The organism is Ruegeria sp. AM4 (genome assembly GCF_056540665.1).
This window is the reverse complement of sequence record NZ_JBQFXD010000004.1, coordinates 42,004-58,271: the sequence shown is the minus strand read 5'-3', so window position 1 is coordinate 58,271 and position 16,268 is coordinate 42,004. Positions and strand designations below refer to the sequence as shown.

The following is a 16,268-nucleotide window of genomic DNA, read 5'->3' as shown; positions in this document are numbered from 1 at the left end:
AACGGAAAGATAACGCAATGTCGCTATCTCACGGAGCCGCTGACAGCATCGCCCATGTTTCCGGAGTTGATCCGTTCTGGGGCAAACTGTCATGGGGCGTTTTCCCCTTCTATGAGCCGGTAATCCTATACACCTTTATCGTCGTCGCGCTGGGCGGCGTGGCCGTTGTGGGCGCTCTGACCTATTTCCGCCTCTGGGGATATTTGTGGAAAGAATGGTTCACCAGTATCGACCACAAGAAAATCGGCATCATGTATATGGTTCTGGGGCTGGTCATGTTGCTGCGCGGCTTTGCCGATGCGCTGCTGATGAGATTGCAACAGGCCCTCGCGGCCAGTGGCGGCGAAGGGTATCTGAACGCGCATCACTATGACCAGATTTTCACCGCACACGGCGTGATCATGATCTTCTTCGTGGCGATGCCCTTTGTCACCGGGTTCATGAACTATGTTATGCCTCTGCAGATCGGGGCGCGGGACGTGGCCTTTCCCTTCCTGAACAATCTGAGCTTTTGGCTGACCGTGTCCGGCGCAGTCCTGATCATGATTTCCCTGTTTGTCGGAGAGTTCTCGACTGCTGGTTGGCTTGCCTATGCACCGTTTTCGGGGTTGGAATACAGCCCCAGTGTGGGAATGGATTATTATCTGTGGTCGCTGAACATCGCCGGGATCGGAACAACATTGTCCGGCATCAATCTGGTGGTGACCATCGTCAAGATGCGCGCGCCGGGCATGACGTTCATGAAGATGCCGGTCTTTGTCTGGACGACGCTGTGTACCAATATTCTGATCGTTGTGACCTTCCCGGTTCTTGCCGCCACGCTGGCCCTGTTGACTGCTGACCGGTACCTGGGCACGCATTTCTTCACCAACGATCTGGGCGGCAATCCGATGATGTATGTGAACCTCATCTGGATCTGGGGCCACCCCGAGGTGTACATTCTGATCCTGCCGATCTTTGGCATCTTTTCCGAGATCGTTCCGACCTTCACCGGTAAACGCCTGTTTGGCTATACTTCGATGGTTTATGCGACTTGCGTGATCATGATCCTCAGCTATCTGGTCTGGCTGCACCATTTCTTCACTATGGGCGCGGGCGCGAATGTGAACGCCTTCTTTGGCATAACCACCATGATTATCTCGATCCCGACCGGGGCCAAGATTTTCAACTGGCTGTTCACGATGTACAAGGGCCGCATCCGGTTCGAAACGCCGATGCTGTGGGTTATGGGGTTCATGCTGACCTTCGTGATCGGAGGTATGACCGGAGTTCTGCTGGCCGTACCGCCTGCGGATTACGTCCTGCACAACTCACTGTTCCTGATCGCGCATTTCCACAACGTGATCATCGGAGGGGTGGTGTTCGGAATCTTCGCGGGCATCATCTATTGGTGGCCCAAAGCCTTCGGTTTTCAGCTTGCGCCGTTCTGGGGCAAGGTCAGCTTCTGGTGCTGGCTGATCGGGTTCTACCTGGCCTTCATGCCGCTTTATGTGCTTGGCCTTATGGGTGTTACCCGACGCCTTAGCCAATTCGAAGACACGTTCTATTCCATTTACTTCATCGTGGCCCTCGTGGGCGCGTTGTTCATAGCCGCCGGGATCGGCGCTTTCATCGTCCAGATCATCGTCTCTATCCTGAAACGTGACGAGTTACGCGATACCACGGGCGACCCGTGGAGCGGGCGGACGCTTGAATGGTCGACCTCTTCGCCGCCTCCATACTACAATTTTGCCTTTTCGCCGCGTGTCCACGAACTGGACGCATTCGCCCAGATGAAGCGAGAAGGTTTCGTGCGTCCAACCGACGGTTTCCTGCCGATCCACATGCCGCGATATACCGCGACAGGTATCGTCATGGCCGGGTTCTTGACGGTCATGGGCTTTGCCCTGGTCTGGCATATGTGGTGGCTGGCCGTGCTCGGCTTTGCGGCCACCCTGCTTTACGGCATCGGGCACACCTTTAACTATAACCGCGACTATTACGTACCAGCGGATGAGGTGCGCGATATCGAAAACCAGCGGACACAACAGCTGGCGGGGGCTGCGGAGTAATGACGGACACATCTACCGACACGCCAAAAGAGTTCTTCGTGATGGAAGACCCGCACCACGCGGATGATCACGGTGAACATCACCACGAAACCGGAACCATGCTGGGGTTTTGGATTTACCTGATGAGCGATTGCCTGATCTTTGGCATCCTCTTCGCCACCTACGCGGTGCTGGGTCAGAACTATGCCGCCGGTCCCGCCCCCGTGGATCTGTTCGAGATCGAGATGATCCTGGTCGCCACTTTTGCGCTGCTGTTTTCCTCGATCACCTACGGGTTCGCAGTGCTGAGGATGGACATGGATGATCTGCGCGGAACGGTCCTTTGGCTGATCGTCACCGGTTTCTTTGGTGCGTGTTTTCTGTATCTGGAGCTCAAAGAATTCAGCCACCTGATCCATATCGGAGCAACACCGCAGGCCAGTGCATTCCTGTCGTCTTTCTTTGTGCTGGTCGGCACCCACGGTCTGCACGTTCTGGGGGGCAGCATCTGGCTGATCGTCCTGTTGATCCAACTGGGACAGCACGGTCTGACCCATGAAAACAAGCGCCGCGTGATGTGCCTGAGCCTGTTCTGGCACTTCCTTGATCTGATCTGGATCGGCGTCTTTTCCTTGGTCTACCTCACGGGGGTCCTGCTATGAGCGATCAGGCAAACGGGGGCCACGGCACCTTCAAATCCTACATGATCGGTTTTGCGTTGTCGGTCGTTCTGACGCTGATCCCGTTCTGGGTGGTGATGGGCGATGTCATGGATAGCACCGGCTGGGCGATCGCAGTCATCTTCACTATGGGTGCCACGCAGATGCTGGTGCATATCCACTACTTCTTGCATGTTTCGCTAACGGTCGAGGCGGGTTGGCAGGCCATGTCGCTGGGGCTGACGGTCTTGTTGTTGGTCATCGTGATGGCAGGCTCGATCTGGGTCATGTTTAATCTCGATGAAAACATGATGCCCGCCCATGAGCAGATCGAGCGGGTGCGCAACCTGCCATGACCAACCGATCCACCGTCCGACGGCCCGGATGGGTTACGGCTCTGTTGCTGGTGCTGTCGGTGGTGATGATCGGAGTGTTCATCCTGTTGGGCAACTGGCAGATGCGCCGTTTGGCCTGGAAGCTGGATTTGATCGAAGCCGTTGACACGCGCGCGTTTGCGGATCCGGCCAGCCTGCCTGCGCGGTTCGACCCAGAGGAACACGCCTATCAACGCGTCTCGGTCGATGGCCGCTTCAAAACCGAAGCCGTTATTCTGGTCAAGGCTGTGACCGAGATTGGGGCGGGCTACTGGGTGATGGTGCCCCTGCAAACGGATCGCGGCATTCTCTGGATCAATCGCGGGTTTGTCCCCCCGGACCAGAAGAACCCCGACCAGTGGAGCACACCAACAACACCTGTCACAGGATTGCTGCGCCCTTCTGTTGCTGGCGGTACATTGCTCGAGCGGAATGACCCAAATTCAAACCGCTGGGTATCGCGCGACACTCTGGCGATGTCCGAAACCCAGAAACTGGGCGCGACCCTACCCCTTTTTCTGGACGCTGATCACCAGGGCGCGGCGCAATCCTGGCCGCGCGGCGGCCTGACCGTCATCCGGTTCAGCAACCCGCACCTGTCCTATGCTTTGACCTGGTACGCCATGGCCGCGCTGTTCGCAGCCGCGCTGGTGTATGTCATTCGCACCGTTCGGCGCGAAAGGCCCTGAGACCCGCAGGCTCCCGCCCGACCCAAAGGAACGGACGGGAACAGAGACTTAGAAGTGAACCGATCTGGCGCCAGCCGGTTTTTCGATCGGAGGCGCAAACTTGGTCAGGTCGATACCATCAACCGCAGCTTTGTATTCCTCGACGCTTGGAGTGCGGCCAAGGATGGCGGACAGGACGACAACCGGGGTTGAGGCCAGCAGAGACTCACCCTTCTTGTCTTCTGAATCCTCGACAACGCGGCCCTGGAACAGACGCGTTGAAGTCGCCAGAACCGTATCGCCCTTTGCCGCCTTTTCCTGATTTCCCATGCAAAGGTTGCAGCCGGGACGTTCAAGATAAAGGATGTTTTCGTATTCCTTACGCGCCTCGTTCTTGGGGAACAGATCGTCGAACTCAAAGCCCGAATAGCGCTGTAGGATTTCCCAATCGCCTTCCGCCTTCAACTCATCGACGATGTTATAAGTCGGCGCTGCCACAACCAGTGGCGCGTTGAATTCGACTTTGCCCGAGGACTTTTCAAGGTTCCTGAGCATCTGGGCAACGATCTTCATGTCGCCCTTATGCACCATGCAGGACCCGACAAAGCCCAGATCGACCTTTTTGTCGCCGCCATAATAGGAAACCGGGCGGATCGTATCGTGGGTATAGCGCTTGGAGACGTCGATGTTGTTCACATCCGGGTCCGCGATCATCGGCTCGACGATTTCATCAAGATCGACGACGACTTCGGCAAAATACTCGGCGTTGGCATCGGGCGTCAGCGCAGGTTTTGCACCCGATCGGATTTTGGCAATGCGCGCATCAGCTTTATCAATTAGGCCTTGCAGCGTACCCGCTGCGTTATCCATGCCTTTGTCGATCATGATCTGAATGCGACCCTTGGCCAGTTCCAGAGATCCGATCAAGGTGTCATCCTGCGAGATGCAGATCGACGCCTTGGCCTTCATCTCGGCCGTCCAGTCGGTAAAGGTAAACGCCTGATCCGCCAACAGGGTTCCGATATGAACCTCGATGACGCGCCCCTGAAAGACGTTGTCGCCGAACTGTTTCAACATCTGCGCCTGCGTGGCATGGACCACATCGCGGAAATCCATGTGATCGGCCATCGTACCCTTAAAGGTCACTTTCACCGATTCAGGGATGGGCATGGTCGCCTCACCCGTCGCCAGGGCCAGCGCAACAGTTCCCGAGTCCGCACCAAAGGCCACGCCTTTGGACATCCGGGTATGGCTGTCGCCACCAATGATGATATCCCAGTCATCGACGGTGATGTCATTCAGCACCTTGTGGATCACGTCGGTCATCGCGTGATATTCGCCCTTCGGATCGCGCCCGGTGATCAGGCCGAACCGGTTCATGAAGCTCATGAGTTTCGGAATGTTGGCCTGCGCTTTTGCATCCCAGACCGAGGCGGTGTGACAGCCCGACTGATACGCACCATCGACCGAAGGTGAAATGATCGTCGCCGCCATCGCCTCAAGCTCTTGCGAGGTCATAAGGCCCGTCGTGTCCTGCGAACCAACGATATTGACCTTGACCCGCACATCCGAGCCCGCATGCAGAACCTTACCCGGGGCAACGCCGCGGGCGTTGTTGTTGAAAATCTTTTCGACCGCCGTCAGGCCCTGATCGTCATGCGAGATCTCCCGCGACGGTGCAAAGGCTGATTTCAACTCGATCCCAAGTGTTTCCGAAGCAAATGTCTGAAGTTTCTTACCGAAAACAACAGCATAAGATCCGCCAGCCTTCATGAACTCGACCTTCTGCGGCGTGAAGGCCGACGACACATCGACCAACTCCTGGTCGCCTGCATCATTGTACAGCTTTTTGTCCTTGGAGTTGATGGTCAAAACGGTTCCGGTTTCGACCGAGAACGCTTGCTCCAGGATCAGCTCGCCGTCGTTGTTCAGGATTGGATTGCCGTCCTCGTCCAGCTTTTTGACCCAGTTCTTCAGATCGATCCCGATGCCGCCGGTCACGCCTACCGTCGTCAGAAAGATCGGCGAAATACCGTTGGTACCGGCCACAACCGGCGCGATATTGACGAACGGCACATAGGGGCTGGCCTTTTTTCCGGTCCACAGAGCCACGTTGTTGACGCCCGACATCCGCGATGATCCGACGCCCATGGTGCCTTTTTCCGCAATCAGCATCACGCGTTTGTCGGGATGCTGTTGCTGCAACTGCTGAATTTCAACCTGCGCTTGCGGCGAAATCATGCATTTGCCGTGCAATTCGCGGTCGGAACGCGAATGCGCCTGATTGCCTGGCGACAGCAGGTCGGTCGAGATATCGCCTTCGGCCGCGATATAGGTGACAACTTTGATCTCGTCGTCAATCTCCGGCAGGTTGGTAAAGAACTCGGCCTTTGAATAGCTTTCCAGAATATCCCGCGCGATCGAGTTTCCATCGGCAAACGCTGTCTTCAACCGGTCGGTATCTGCCTCATAGAGAAACACTTGAGTCTTGAGGACTTCGGCCGCCTGCTCAGCGGTGGCCCCATCATCACCCAGAGCCAGATCAAGCAACACCTCAACCGAAGGACCACCCTTCATATGTGACAACAGCTCAAATGCAAATGTCGGCGAGATTTCTTCGACAATCGTTTCGCCCAGAATGACCTCTTTCAGAAAGGCCGCCTTGGCCCCCGCAGCGCTGGTGGTGCCTGGCAGCGTGTTGTAAATCAAGAAGTTCAACGACTCTGCGCGATGCTGGTTGTCACTATCCTTGATCTGACCAATGATTTCCTGCGTCAGCGCGCCATCTTCGATTGGCTTGGGGTGCAGCCCCTGTTCCTTGCGCGTTTCGATCTCAGTTAGGTAATCTTGATAAAGGCTCATGGCTATCCCGACGTATCAGCGTTAGATTGGGCTTGGGCGTCGGATCTGACGCGATGGCAGACCCTGAAGCACCATTTGTATGCGGCGGTATACCATTTGTGCCGCGAATGCAATATGCGCAAGAGCGGCAACTTGTCCTAGTTTCCGATTCCAAGCGAATTGCAGCTTGCGCGCCAAGATCGGGCCATGGCAGGCATTTTCGAAGGGCAGCCGGGCCGCTCTACTCCAAGTCGAATGCAGACATAAGTGACACTGCCTGTGATAATCTCACTTGCTTATCATCACAACAATGTTACCGCTCGGCCAACTGCTGACCTCATTGCGACTGTATGCTCGATTTTCTCGACGCGATTATTCTGCAATTGTGGTAACTTGTGGTACGGGGTAGGTGAATGATCGACGACGCGGAGAAAACGGTTTCACCTGTGACGATCGTCACACGCGGTCGATTTACGGTCCTGTGTTCACACGATCGCGACATGACCCCATCCAATCGCAAGGAACGTGCGGTCATCGCTCTGCTTGCGGTCAGCCGCGACAAGCGCCGGTCCCGGCAATGGCTGCAGTCGATGTTGTGGTCCGAAAGCGAACCCAGCAAAGCATCCGGCAGTTTACGGCGGGCACTGGCGAATATACGCGCTCGGCTTGCCGATTGCGGGCCGGTGATCGAGTCGAACAAGCACGAAGTCTGGTTGTGCGACGCAGTAAAGATCGACGACAGACCGTCGATGCTGGGCAAAGAAAATCTGCTGGAACTGGTGAACGCGCCTGACCCCGCGTTCGAGGACTGGCTGCGGGACTATCGTGCGCAGGACGCGGCACGGGCGCGCGAGTTGCAAAACCCGGATACTGCAACGCAGCCCGCAGGTGCAACCGGAGGAACCATTGTCATAATCCGCGCCACTGCGGATCAATCCGACGGCATGGCGCGGTTTTTTGAAACGGTTCTGCTGGATACCCTATCGATGCGGTTCGAGGCCGAAGGTGCCGAGGAGATCTATACTCAGGTCGAGCCAGAGCCGGGACGGATCGAAAGCGCGGCGACAATCGTTCACATTGAACTGGTTTCGATGGTCGAGGCTGGTCATTGGGCGGTTCACCTGCGCGCGCTGGCGGACAAGGAGCGGCGCTTTCTGTGGTCTGGTCGTATCAGACTGCCGATCGAAGCCGGAGAATTTACCGCCGGGGTGGAACTGGACGCGTTTGCGACGCGCGCGATCGCGCAAATTCTTCTGCGATATCAGTCTTTTCGCAAGATAAGCCACTCGCCCTTGATGATCATGTCCCGTGCCTCGGCCCGGCTATATGATCCCAGCATCGAACGTGTGCACGCTGCAGAACGCGATCTGAAGGGTCTTGTCGACGGCGAAGGCGCGCCAGTGGCTCTGGCATGGCTGGGCTTTGCCAAACTCGCCCGCGTGCTGGAATTCGGAGATCAGGAGGCGGCCGAAGAAGCTCAGGTTCTGGTGCAAGAGGCCCTGTCACGTAGACCCGGAAATGCGTTGATCTCGGCCTTGGCCGCGCGCGTCGCCATGGATGTGACCGGTGATTTTGACCGGGCAGAGTCTCTGGCACGCGACGCCATGAACAACGACGACGGCAACCCTTATGCCCTGCAAGCTGCGGCACGCATCTCATTGTTGCAGGGCCGGATCGAGGACGCGCAGGCGTTGACCAGCCGCGCGCGGTTGGCGGCCGAGGGGTTGTCCCATGTCTTTGCCTGGGACTTCGAACTGTGTCTGACCGCGCTTGCGCAAGGTGATTTTGCCGCCGCGCAGGAGGCCGTACGCCAGGCGCACAGCAACAACCCGCAGCATCGCGCATCGCTCAGATACCTGATCGCGACCAGTCTGTTGATGAAAGATATGGCCGTTGCCGAAAAAGCCGCCGCCAAACTGGCGGCGCTTGAGCCGGGCTTTGAGCTATCAGACCTCAGCAAGCCCGATTATCCGGTCATGACCCTTCGCAATCTCGGCCTGATTGACGCCTTGGAAGAAAACTGAACCGGGACTACATCCCGGCAATCTTTCCCGCCATCCGCGCTGAAGCCAGAGATGTCCCTGCCGCACGGAACCTGTCTTTGCCGCCATTGCCCAGCACGGCCCGGCCCAGGAATGGACCAATCGGTTGCAGATCGTAATCCATCCCTACCGATGCCCTATCCGCAAGCGACATACTATGATCAGCAGATTCGCCAGCGGGCAACAGGCTCGCATAAGGCGCAGATGTCCCATCCCCCAGCAGCGCTGTGACGATGGAAATCCGGTCATGTGAGGACGACGCAAGCAGAGATGCGCTGCCGTCACGACGAACCACAGACAGCGGATCTCCGGGTCGGTGGGAGGCATCCTTCAGGGCAGGCATGCCGTATTTGTCGAACCGGTTGTATCGCTGATCTTCGAACCACGAAGGACGCGACGGCTGAAAAGGATCCGCCTCGAACCCGGTTTCGTCGCGCAGAATCCACAAATCGGCCTTTACGTCGTCGCAGGCAAGTTGCCACTTTCCAAATGGCGCGATCGGAACCTGCGGGTATCTCGACGCCGTCGGAACCAGAGCAATTCGCGTGCGAACACGGCCCCCGTCTATGTCCTCGGTCCATGCACCACCGACGGGTAAACCGTTCACCACGATCCGGCACAGGCCCCGCATGTCCGGGATATCGACAAAAACTCCGCCCGGAGGCGCGATCCGCATGTTTGCCGGACCTTTGGCGCGAATGATCTCAACCGTATTGGCGGAATGATCGTCCGGCAATACGCGCCAGCCGACGGTCTCGCCCTTGGTCAGTCGCGCGTGCAGCTGGTCCTGAAGTTGGTTGCCAATCGGCAAAACCAGTTCGAGCTGAAAGCCATAATCATTGTATCGCGATACGACCTCTTCCAACCCCTTGAGGCCCCCGGCTGTACCGTCCAATGGCCCGCCCATGAAACCAAAGGCCATCAGGACGACCAGTCGGCATCCTTTTTTGTCCGGTATACCGCTTTGTCTTCTGGCGTTTCGAACCTGCTCGGCAAGCGCCTGGACGGCGATCTCCATCAACGCAATCATCTGGCCGCCGGTCAGATCGCGCAGGACCGACACCGGAAGTTCAAGCCCATGCAGACGCGCGGTCTTTGGCGCGGTCGAAAGGACCATTTCGGTCATCGCAGTGCCATGCGCCAATCCCTGCGGACGTACCAGCGGCCAGCGCGCGGTGTCCCCGAACACGCTTTCGGGGTATTTCACCGCCAGCGCCGCGCGGTTGGCGGTGTCGGCACGCGCGCAGAATTGCTGAATCTCCGCCGAAGAAAGCGCTGCGCCGACGAATTGCTTATCCTTCAGCTTCAATGCCCCGTACGAAGCGAACCGGCAGGAGCCATCCGAACCCTCGGCCCTGAATGCCGGGTTCCAAAACGCGATCCCAGCATCGATGATTCCGATCTCGACATCATCCGACTCCGGCGGGTCGGCTTTGGTCTGAGCATCAGCAGTCAGAGCTTGCCCGCTGCCCGCGCACCGCGGCACCCGCGGTCCAAGAGATATGGGCGCATTGCGGTCCGCTTGGCCATGGGCAGCATCGATGCTGGGCCACAAAATACAAAACGGGTCCATTCCCGATGGGTGCGGATAAAACTCTTCGATAAACAATTCGCCTGACTTGGTGCGAAAAAACACGCTTGAGACGGTATCAGGTTTGGCGAGCCCCGGAATCATGCACGGCAACCCGGCTGGCAATAGATTTCGAGGGGCGGGATCAGGCGTTTTCAGTGGTTCAAAATGCAGCACCGGGCTTACTCCTGACTTGTAGGAAAGCCAAGTTCGGTGCGCGACAGTTCCATCGCGGCCCCAAGCACGCCGCCCGGGTTGGTAAATGCGGGCGCATTGGGTTGCGCATGCGGCGCCCCGACCTGGCGCGCAGGTTGGGCCAGCAGACCCGCCTGCCCTGCCTCGGACCATACCGGGTCACGGGTTTCGTCCAGTTCGGCATTCGAAACACCAAGCCGATCCGCAAAAATCTTGGCGAGATAGGTGGCCAGACGCCGACCCATATAGCCGTCATGTTCATAATGCACACCAGCCACGATACGGTTTTCCTCGATCCGGGCAGCAATCAACCGCAACTCTTGCGAGGCGCACCCAAAAATCAGCGACTCCATGGCGTATGCCATAGCCCAGGATTCAGTCGCGTGGCCGCTGGGTGTTGCACCATGGGCTGGCGTACGAATGACCGGAGACATGCCCGCCGACCAGTCCGCCGGGCGGGGAACATTCAGCTTGTATTTGGCCTGAACCACGACCTTGCCCGCCGAAGCAAGCACCGCATCAAGCAGCGCCATGGTGAACGGATGCGTGTCGCGGGTCATTGGATAGGCCAGCGCCAGAAAGCTCAGAATATCTGTCTGCTGTTCGATTATCTCGCCGATACGTTCAGCCCTAAGCCAGCGGCGATTGTTGATTGCGTCCAGAACCGAGGCCGTAAGATCCGGTCTGGTCAGGGCATCCGGTCCAATGTTCTGGCCATCAAGCTGAACCATCACGCCAGCCGACGCAGGTCGTGCTTCGTCAATTCCAAGTCCGCGCGACAAAGCAGCGGTCAACAGGATATGTCGGTGCATGGGTTGCAGCCGACGAAGGCTTTCCTTGTCTGCGTCCGATGCCGATGACGACATATCGCCCGGGCGATCAACCGGCAGCGTTTGCCCCACCGAGTTCAAAGCATGACTCAGATGAGCTGAGCTTGCACCACCTGCGTGGTTCAGCGACGGAACCGATTGGGATTGTTGCGACTGCTGAGACTGTTGGGATTGTTGCGACTGCTGGGATTGCTGGGACTGTTGAGACTGAGCAAAGGGCATGAGACTCTCCGTTTTGGCAGGTTCGAGACAAAGGTGTATTGCTTGCGGGAGTTTTGCTGGTGCTCAACAAGCCGGTCCGTGGCGACGTGCATGGGTCTGGCGTTGAATGACATGAAAACTCGTTACTGGTTAATCGGTACTTGACGTTTTTTTTTCCGAGCCCTGGTGGCCGGTATCGAAAGATTGCCCGGGATTTGTTCAGCAAACAACAGTTCTCAGACTGGTTGTTTACTCGTTGAACCCCGAACATGGCCTTAAACAGTTCAGTGCGTCTCACGCACATCCAGATCCAGCAGTACCGAACTTTGCCAAAGGATCAGCACCTTGTCGTACTGCCCCTGCTCTGCCGGGGCTTCAAACCTCACGCGCTGATATTCGTCCTTGGCATTGCCCGCACCGCCGTTGTTCCGGATTGTCAGATCCAGTTCCAATGTTGACGGTGGCGTACGCGGATCCATGTTGACGCACAGATGCGGACGCTCGGTATCGCTGGGCATTTCGCCTTCTCCGCTGACAATCAGTTTGGATTGCCCGGGGTTTTCAAGATTGATCCAGCTGACGAAGGATCGCAATTTTGGAGGGTTGAACATCGTCTTCTCCTTTTCATTTCTCTGACGCGCAAGAACGGGGTTCAAATGCGCGGTTCAATTCGGGGGATATGTCGGAGGCAAAGGTCATCGGGCGCGCTCAGGGCAGAGTGACCAACCAGCCGCGATCACGGTAGTTCTGCACCACGGCGGTCAAAAGCTGATCTACATTAGCTGCGGGGGGCACTTTGGCCGAGGTCAGAAACAAACCATCTGACCGGTAACGCGGCAGGTTGTTGATGTCGTTCAGAAACGCGTCGAGATCGACTGCATCCGCGCCGATATGTGTTTCCACCTTGTGGTTGTCGACGACCCTTTTCCCGCTGGCCTGCTCCAGATGATCAAACAACGCGGCTTTGATTGCGTTGTAACTTTGGCTGCCCATGGCTGCTATCCTTCCTCCAAGCCAAATTCCGCTTGGTATCAGGTAACAAGCCAGCGTGATTTTTGCGTGATCGGAAGGGATCGGGCACGGTCAGTAAGCCCGCCGCGCCCTTGGTTATCAAAAGATCAAAGGCCTATTCGACCTTGATCACCTTTCGCGACAGAACCTGTTTGTTGGTAAGGTCCAGTAATCTGATCTCGTACACTCCGGGTTCGTCGGGCAAAGTCAGCTCCAGCGGCGCGTCACCTTTGATCTTCTCTGCGGAAATCCAGGTAAAGATCGGCTGCTCGCCGCGCGCCAGAGTGATGCGCTGATCGGCGCTTTGGCTTTCGGTTGTCCAGCCAACAGAAATGCTGGCACCGGGCGCGGCGGTATCCGGCGCATCAAGAGTTGCGCCTGTATCCAGTGCGGCGTCCGCACTAAGAACCTCAACTGGCTGTCGCGCCATCACCCGGTTGCCTTCGCGCAGTTGGTACCGCAGCTCGTAAAGACCTGTTTCCACAGGCGCATTCAGGTCAAGTTCCGTGTTGCTTCTGACCTGAGAATAGGTGCCGAAATCACCCTCCTCCGTGCCCATTGGCACCAGATTGATGTAGTCACTGGTGCTAACTGTTCCGGTCCAAGACACCCGCAGTTTGTCGCCTGCACGCACTTCCAGAGGCGCCTTGATCGTCACCTCCGGCTCGACAATTTCGGTCATGATGGATGCGATGGTCTTCGACCCTTCACGCAGAACGTATCGGATTTCGTACAGGCCTGTTTCGGAGGGGGCCTGCAGATCGCCCTGATTGGCATTGCGAACGGTGATGTAATTTCCGAATACGCCCTCATCTGTCCCGACCGGCACGATGTTGATATAGTCCTGAGCGCTCACGGTACCCGTCCAGGAAACCTCGAATTTTCCGCCCGCCAGAACCTTTTCCGGCGCGGTTATGGTCACCTCGGGCACAGTGACCTCAATCGGTGCCGAAGCCAGCGTTCTGGCGCCTTCGCGCAGGATATAGCGAAGCTCATAGAGGCCCGGATCGGCAGGTGCGGTCAGCACCGCGCTGCTGCCGTCGCGCACAACGGAATAATTGCCATAGACCCCTTCATCCGAACCCGCCGGAACGATGGCGACATAATCCTGAACATGCACGCCACCCGTCCAGCTCACATCAAACTTGGCGCCTGTCACAACCTGATCAGGACCGGATACAGTCACCTGCGGCGCTGTAATCTCGATCATTTCTGCAGCCAGCGTGCGGTTGCCTTCGCGCAAAACATAGCGGACCTCATACATGCCGGGTTCCGCCGGGGCTTTCAATGTGCCCTTGGTCGTATCTCGCACGGTGATGTAATTGCCGAACTTGCCTTCATCAGTGCCGACCGGGACTATGTTGATATAGTCCTGAGAACTGACAGCCGCCGACCAGCCAACATCGAACGCAGCCCCGGTCGCGGCAGCCTGCGGCACTTGCAAAACCACCGTCGCCGACGCGACCTCAATCGGGAGCGTCGCAACAGTGCGTTTGTCGACGTTCAGGATATAACGCAGCTCGTAAAGCCCCGGATCGGCTGGCGCGACCAGCGATGTTTTGGTGTTGCTGCCGACCGCCTGATAGTTACCGAACGTTCCAGGGTCGGATCCCGCCGGGACAATCGCGACATAGTCGCGCTTGTTGATCGTTGGTGACCAGGAAACCGCAAACCGGGCTCCGGTCGCCACGGTGTCATCTGCCGTCAACTCGACAACCGGTTTGAGCACCTCGAGCGTTTCTGTGCCCAGAACGTCCTTGCTTTGATTGTTGAGATACTGGATTTCATAAAGCCCTTCGCTGCCGGGGGCGGGCAATCTGACCTCGGTGGCCTTTCCAACGCGAACATAATTTCCAAAGGTTCCAGGATCGGTGCCGACGGGAACAATGTTGATGTAATCGCCTTCCGCAATCGTCGGATCCCATGTGACCTGAATATCCGCACCTCCGACGGCCGTATCGGGACCGTCGACGTTCACCTGCTGCGTTGCTGGCTCTGGTTCAGGCTCGGGCTCAGGTTCGGGTACAGGCTGCGCCACTGCGCTTGCGACGGTGCTGAACGCGGCGCCCAGTTCCTCGGCGCTGCTGGCAGTGATGTATTCACCGCCAGTGTTCTCGGCGATACACGCCAACGAGCTTGCGTCTTCGTCTGCGCCCAAACCAAAGCCCACCACATGCGCGGTGAACCCGACGCCACCTTTTTCCAAAGCCTGCGCCAGCGCGCAGGGATCGCGCTCACAGCTTTCCAGGCCATCGGAAATCAGCACCACAGTCGCAGGCTGGTCCGTGTAGGACAGTGCTTTTGCGGCCGCCTCGACCGCGTCGGTCAGCGGGGTCTTTCCGGTTGGCGTGATCGCGTTGATCCTGTCCAGAATAGCCTGCCGCGACTGTTGACCCGGGGGCACCAGAACCTCGATGTCCCCACAATCGCCCCGGCGACGGTGACCATAGGCCATAAGCCCGACATTGCGGCTTTCGGCCCAGTCACCCAGCAGGTTCTCCATGACGCCACGCGCAATCTCGACCTTGGCGACCCCGTCAATCTGGCCCCACATCGAATTTGACCCGTCAAACACCACCATCACGTTTTCATCTGCTGCACTTGCCGAGGCAGTCAGTAATGCGGTGGACAGCGCGATGCTACAATAGACCCTGCGGCGCATGGGAGACTCCTGAAACTCATTTGATCAATCGAACGAATTGAAACACACAAATGACGTTGCGCCAATATCCGGACCGCAGGCGTGCTTGGATCCAATTGACAACAATTCAGAGAGCAAGAAACTGCAAGTTTTCCGAAGTTCTGTTATTCTTTTTCCTAGAAATTCTAATTTATATGCAGGGAATACCGATTGATGTCGCGCAACTCGGCCCCAAAAGACCTGAGCCTCAAATGGCTCGAACTGTTCCAGATCTGCGCCCATAACGGCTCGCTTCAGGCGGCGTCCGAAGAAACCGGATTGACGATCAGCACGGTGTCACATCATCTGCGCAACCTAGAAGATCACCTTGGGGTCGAGCTGTTCAACCATGCGCGCCGACCCATGGTGCTGACCCCAAAAGGACGCGCCTTTCTTCGCAATATCGACGATGCGCTATATGCCATTCGTAAAGCCAAGGCCGAAGCCTCGGCCGGCTCGATTGCCGATGCCAGCTACCTCAGGGTCGGCAGTATCGAGGATTTCGACAGTGACATCATCCCGGAACTGGCGGTGTATCTGTCCAAAAACATGCCCTCTTGTGATTTCATGTACCACACAGATTCCAGTCACGCGATTTTAGAGATGCTGCGTAACCGGCATCTGGATTTGGCCATCACCACGACGCCCGAGAACGCCATGCGCGATCTTATTGACCGACCTCTGTTACGCGATCCATTTGTCATGGTACTGCCCGACATGAACGAACAATCGCTGTCAGATGTTGTTGAAGGACGCAGCAAGCTGCCCTTTCTGCGGTTTTCCAGTTCTCTGATTATTGCCCGGCAAATTGAGTCGCAGATGCGTCGCCTCGGGCTAACGCCGTCCTCGAATTTCGAATGCAGCAACAATCAGACGCTGATGGCCATGGTCGCCGCCGGTGCCGGGTGGACGATTACCACGCCGCTGCTATTTGCACGGGCAAAGCGGTTTCAACCCAGGCTGCGCATGCATCGCTTTCCCGGCAAGAGCTTTGCGCGCACTTTGGCCATCGTTGCGACGCCGGATTGCTCCAGATCGCTGTTGGATCTGGTCGATGGCAAAATGCGGGCCTTGATCAAAGATCACGCCCTGTCGTCACAACATAAGGCCTATCCGTGGTTGGCAGACAGTTTTCGGCTTGCAGACTGAACCTCGCCGCAGCTTCGG

Annotated in this window: 12 protein-coding genes; 6 read left to right on the top strand and 6 right to left on the bottom strand. The window is 57.3% G+C overall.

Translation table 11 applies throughout. The annotated features are described in order from the left end of the window. Nucleotides 1-17: 17 nt before the first annotated feature. From cyoB to ACR0JA_RS09915, 4 genes are read left to right on the top strand one after another with little or no spacing between them, the layout of a single operon-like run. Nucleotides 18-2,051, top strand: a complete 2,034-nt coding sequence (gene cyoB, locus ACR0JA_RS09930) for a cytochrome o ubiquinol oxidase subunit I (protein ID WP_480573504.1) — start codon at nt 18-20, stop codon at nt 2,049-2,051. Further along, on the top strand, nt 2,051-2,692 hold the full coding sequence (cyoC, locus tag ACR0JA_RS09925; RefSeq protein ID WP_480573501.1) for a cytochrome o ubiquinol oxidase subunit III: 642 nt from the start codon (nt 2,051-2,053) through the stop codon (nt 2,690-2,692). The genes cyoB and cyoC overlap by 1 nt, the downstream gene beginning before the upstream one ends. Continuing rightward, nucleotides 2,689-3,045, top strand: coding sequence for a cytochrome o ubiquinol oxidase subunit IV (gene cyoD, locus ACR0JA_RS09920; RefSeq protein WP_480573498.1), 357 nt, complete (start codon nt 2,689-2,691; stop codon nt 3,043-3,045). The genes cyoC and cyoD overlap by 4 nt, the downstream gene beginning before the upstream one ends. Further along, nucleotides 3,042-3,752: an SURF1 family protein gene (locus ACR0JA_RS09915; RefSeq protein ID WP_480573495.1), complete on the top strand. Its 711-nt coding sequence runs from the start codon at nt 3,042-3,044 to the stop codon at nt 3,750-3,752. The genes cyoD and ACR0JA_RS09915 overlap by 4 nt, the downstream gene beginning before the upstream one ends. Nucleotides 3,753-3,800: 48 nt before the next feature. On the opposite strand, the gene ACR0JA_RS09910 is transcribed toward ACR0JA_RS09915, so the two are convergent. Next, entirely contained in the window at nt 3,801-6,593 is a 2,793-nt protein-coding gene (locus tag ACR0JA_RS09910; protein WP_480573492.1) for a bifunctional aconitate hydratase 2/2-methylisocitrate dehydratase, read from the bottom strand. Between the two features lie 392 nt (nt 6,594-6,985). Between ACR0JA_RS09910 and ACR0JA_RS09905 the strand changes: the two genes are divergently transcribed. Then, nucleotides 6,986-8,596, top strand: a complete 1,611-nt coding sequence (locus ACR0JA_RS09905) for a tetratricopeptide repeat protein (protein WP_480573489.1) — start codon at nt 6,986-6,988, stop codon at nt 8,594-8,596. 7 nt (nt 8,597-8,603) lie between these two features. Here ACR0JA_RS09905 and ACR0JA_RS09900 read toward each other — a convergent pair whose 3' ends face one another. From ACR0JA_RS09900 to ACR0JA_RS09880, 5 genes are all read right to left on the bottom strand, one after another. Beyond that, a complete protein-coding gene (locus ACR0JA_RS09900; RefSeq protein ID WP_480573486.1) occupies nt 8,604-10,289 on the bottom strand; it encodes a hypothetical protein in 1,686 nt (561 codons plus the stop codon). Nucleotides 10,290-10,366: 77 nt separating this feature from the next. Beyond that, entirely contained in the window at nt 10,367-11,431 is a 1,065-nt protein-coding gene (locus ACR0JA_RS09895; RefSeq protein WP_480573483.1) for a phosphatase PAP2 family protein, read from the bottom strand. Between the two features lie 263 nt (nt 11,432-11,694). After that, the gene (locus ACR0JA_RS09890) at nt 11,695-12,021 is read right to left on the bottom strand and encodes a hypothetical protein (protein ID WP_480573480.1); all 327 of its coding nucleotides are present in this window, start codon (nt 12,019-12,021) and stop codon (nt 11,695-11,697) included. A 97-nt stretch (nt 12,022-12,118) separates the two neighbouring features. Then, nucleotides 12,119-12,403: a hypothetical protein gene (locus ACR0JA_RS09885; RefSeq protein ID WP_480573477.1), complete on the bottom strand. Its 285-nt coding sequence runs from the start codon at nt 12,401-12,403 to the stop codon at nt 12,119-12,121. A 133-nt stretch (nt 12,404-12,536) separates the two neighbouring features. Further along, nucleotides 12,537-15,083, bottom strand: coding sequence for a vWA domain-containing protein (locus ACR0JA_RS09880; RefSeq protein WP_480573474.1), 2,547 nt, complete (start codon nt 15,081-15,083; stop codon nt 12,537-12,539). Nucleotides 15,084-15,275: 192 nt separating this feature from the next. Between ACR0JA_RS09880 and ACR0JA_RS09875 the strand changes: the two genes are divergently transcribed. Continuing rightward, nucleotides 15,276-16,250 carry a LysR family transcriptional regulator gene (locus ACR0JA_RS09875; RefSeq protein ID WP_480573471.1) on the top strand — a complete coding sequence of 325 codons (975 nt, stop codon included), beginning with the start codon at nt 15,276-15,278 and terminating at the stop codon, nt 16,248-16,250. Nucleotides 16,251-16,268 lie beyond the last annotated feature (18 nt).

What these genes read in the sequence shown, in the direction of transcription:
- cyoB (WP_480573504.1), top strand. Translation starts at nt 18, where the DNA reads ATGTCGCTATCTCACGGAGCCGCTGACAGCATCGCCCATGTTTCCGGA.
- cyoC (WP_480573501.1), top strand. Translation starts at nt 2,051, where the DNA reads ATGACGGACACATCTACCGACACGCCAAAAGAGTTCTTCGTGATGGAA.
- cyoD (WP_480573498.1), top strand. Translation starts at nt 2,689, where the DNA reads ATGAGCGATCAGGCAAACGGGGGCCACGGCACCTTCAAATCCTACATG.
- ACR0JA_RS09915 (WP_480573495.1), top strand. Translation starts at nt 3,042, where the DNA reads ATGACCAACCGATCCACCGTCCGACGGCCCGGATGGGTTACGGCTCTG.
- ACR0JA_RS09910 (WP_480573492.1), bottom strand. Translation starts at nt 6,593, where the DNA reads ATGAGCCTTTATCAAGATTACCTAACTGAGATCGAAACGCGCAAGGAA.
- ACR0JA_RS09905 (WP_480573489.1), top strand. Translation starts at nt 6,986, where the DNA reads ATGATCGACGACGCGGAGAAAACGGTTTCACCTGTGACGATCGTCACA.
- ACR0JA_RS09900 (WP_480573486.1), bottom strand. Translation starts at nt 10,289, where the DNA reads ATGATTCCGGGGCTCGCCAAACCTGATACCGTCTCAAGCGTGTTTTTT.
- ACR0JA_RS09895 (WP_480573483.1), bottom strand. Translation starts at nt 11,431, where the DNA reads ATGCCCTTTGCTCAGTCTCAACAGTCCCAGCAATCCCAGCAGTCGCAA.
- ACR0JA_RS09890 (WP_480573480.1), bottom strand. Translation starts at nt 12,021, where the DNA reads ATGTTCAACCCTCCAAAATTGCGATCCTTCGTCAGCTGGATCAATCTT.
- ACR0JA_RS09885 (WP_480573477.1), bottom strand. Translation starts at nt 12,403, where the DNA reads ATGGGCAGCCAAAGTTACAACGCAATCAAAGCCGCGTTGTTTGATCAT.
- ACR0JA_RS09880 (WP_480573474.1), bottom strand. Translation starts at nt 15,083, where the DNA reads ATGCGCCGCAGGGTCTATTGTAGCATCGCGCTGTCCACCGCATTACTG.
- ACR0JA_RS09875 (WP_480573471.1), top strand. Translation starts at nt 15,276, where the DNA reads ATGTCGCGCAACTCGGCCCCAAAAGACCTGAGCCTCAAATGGCTCGAA.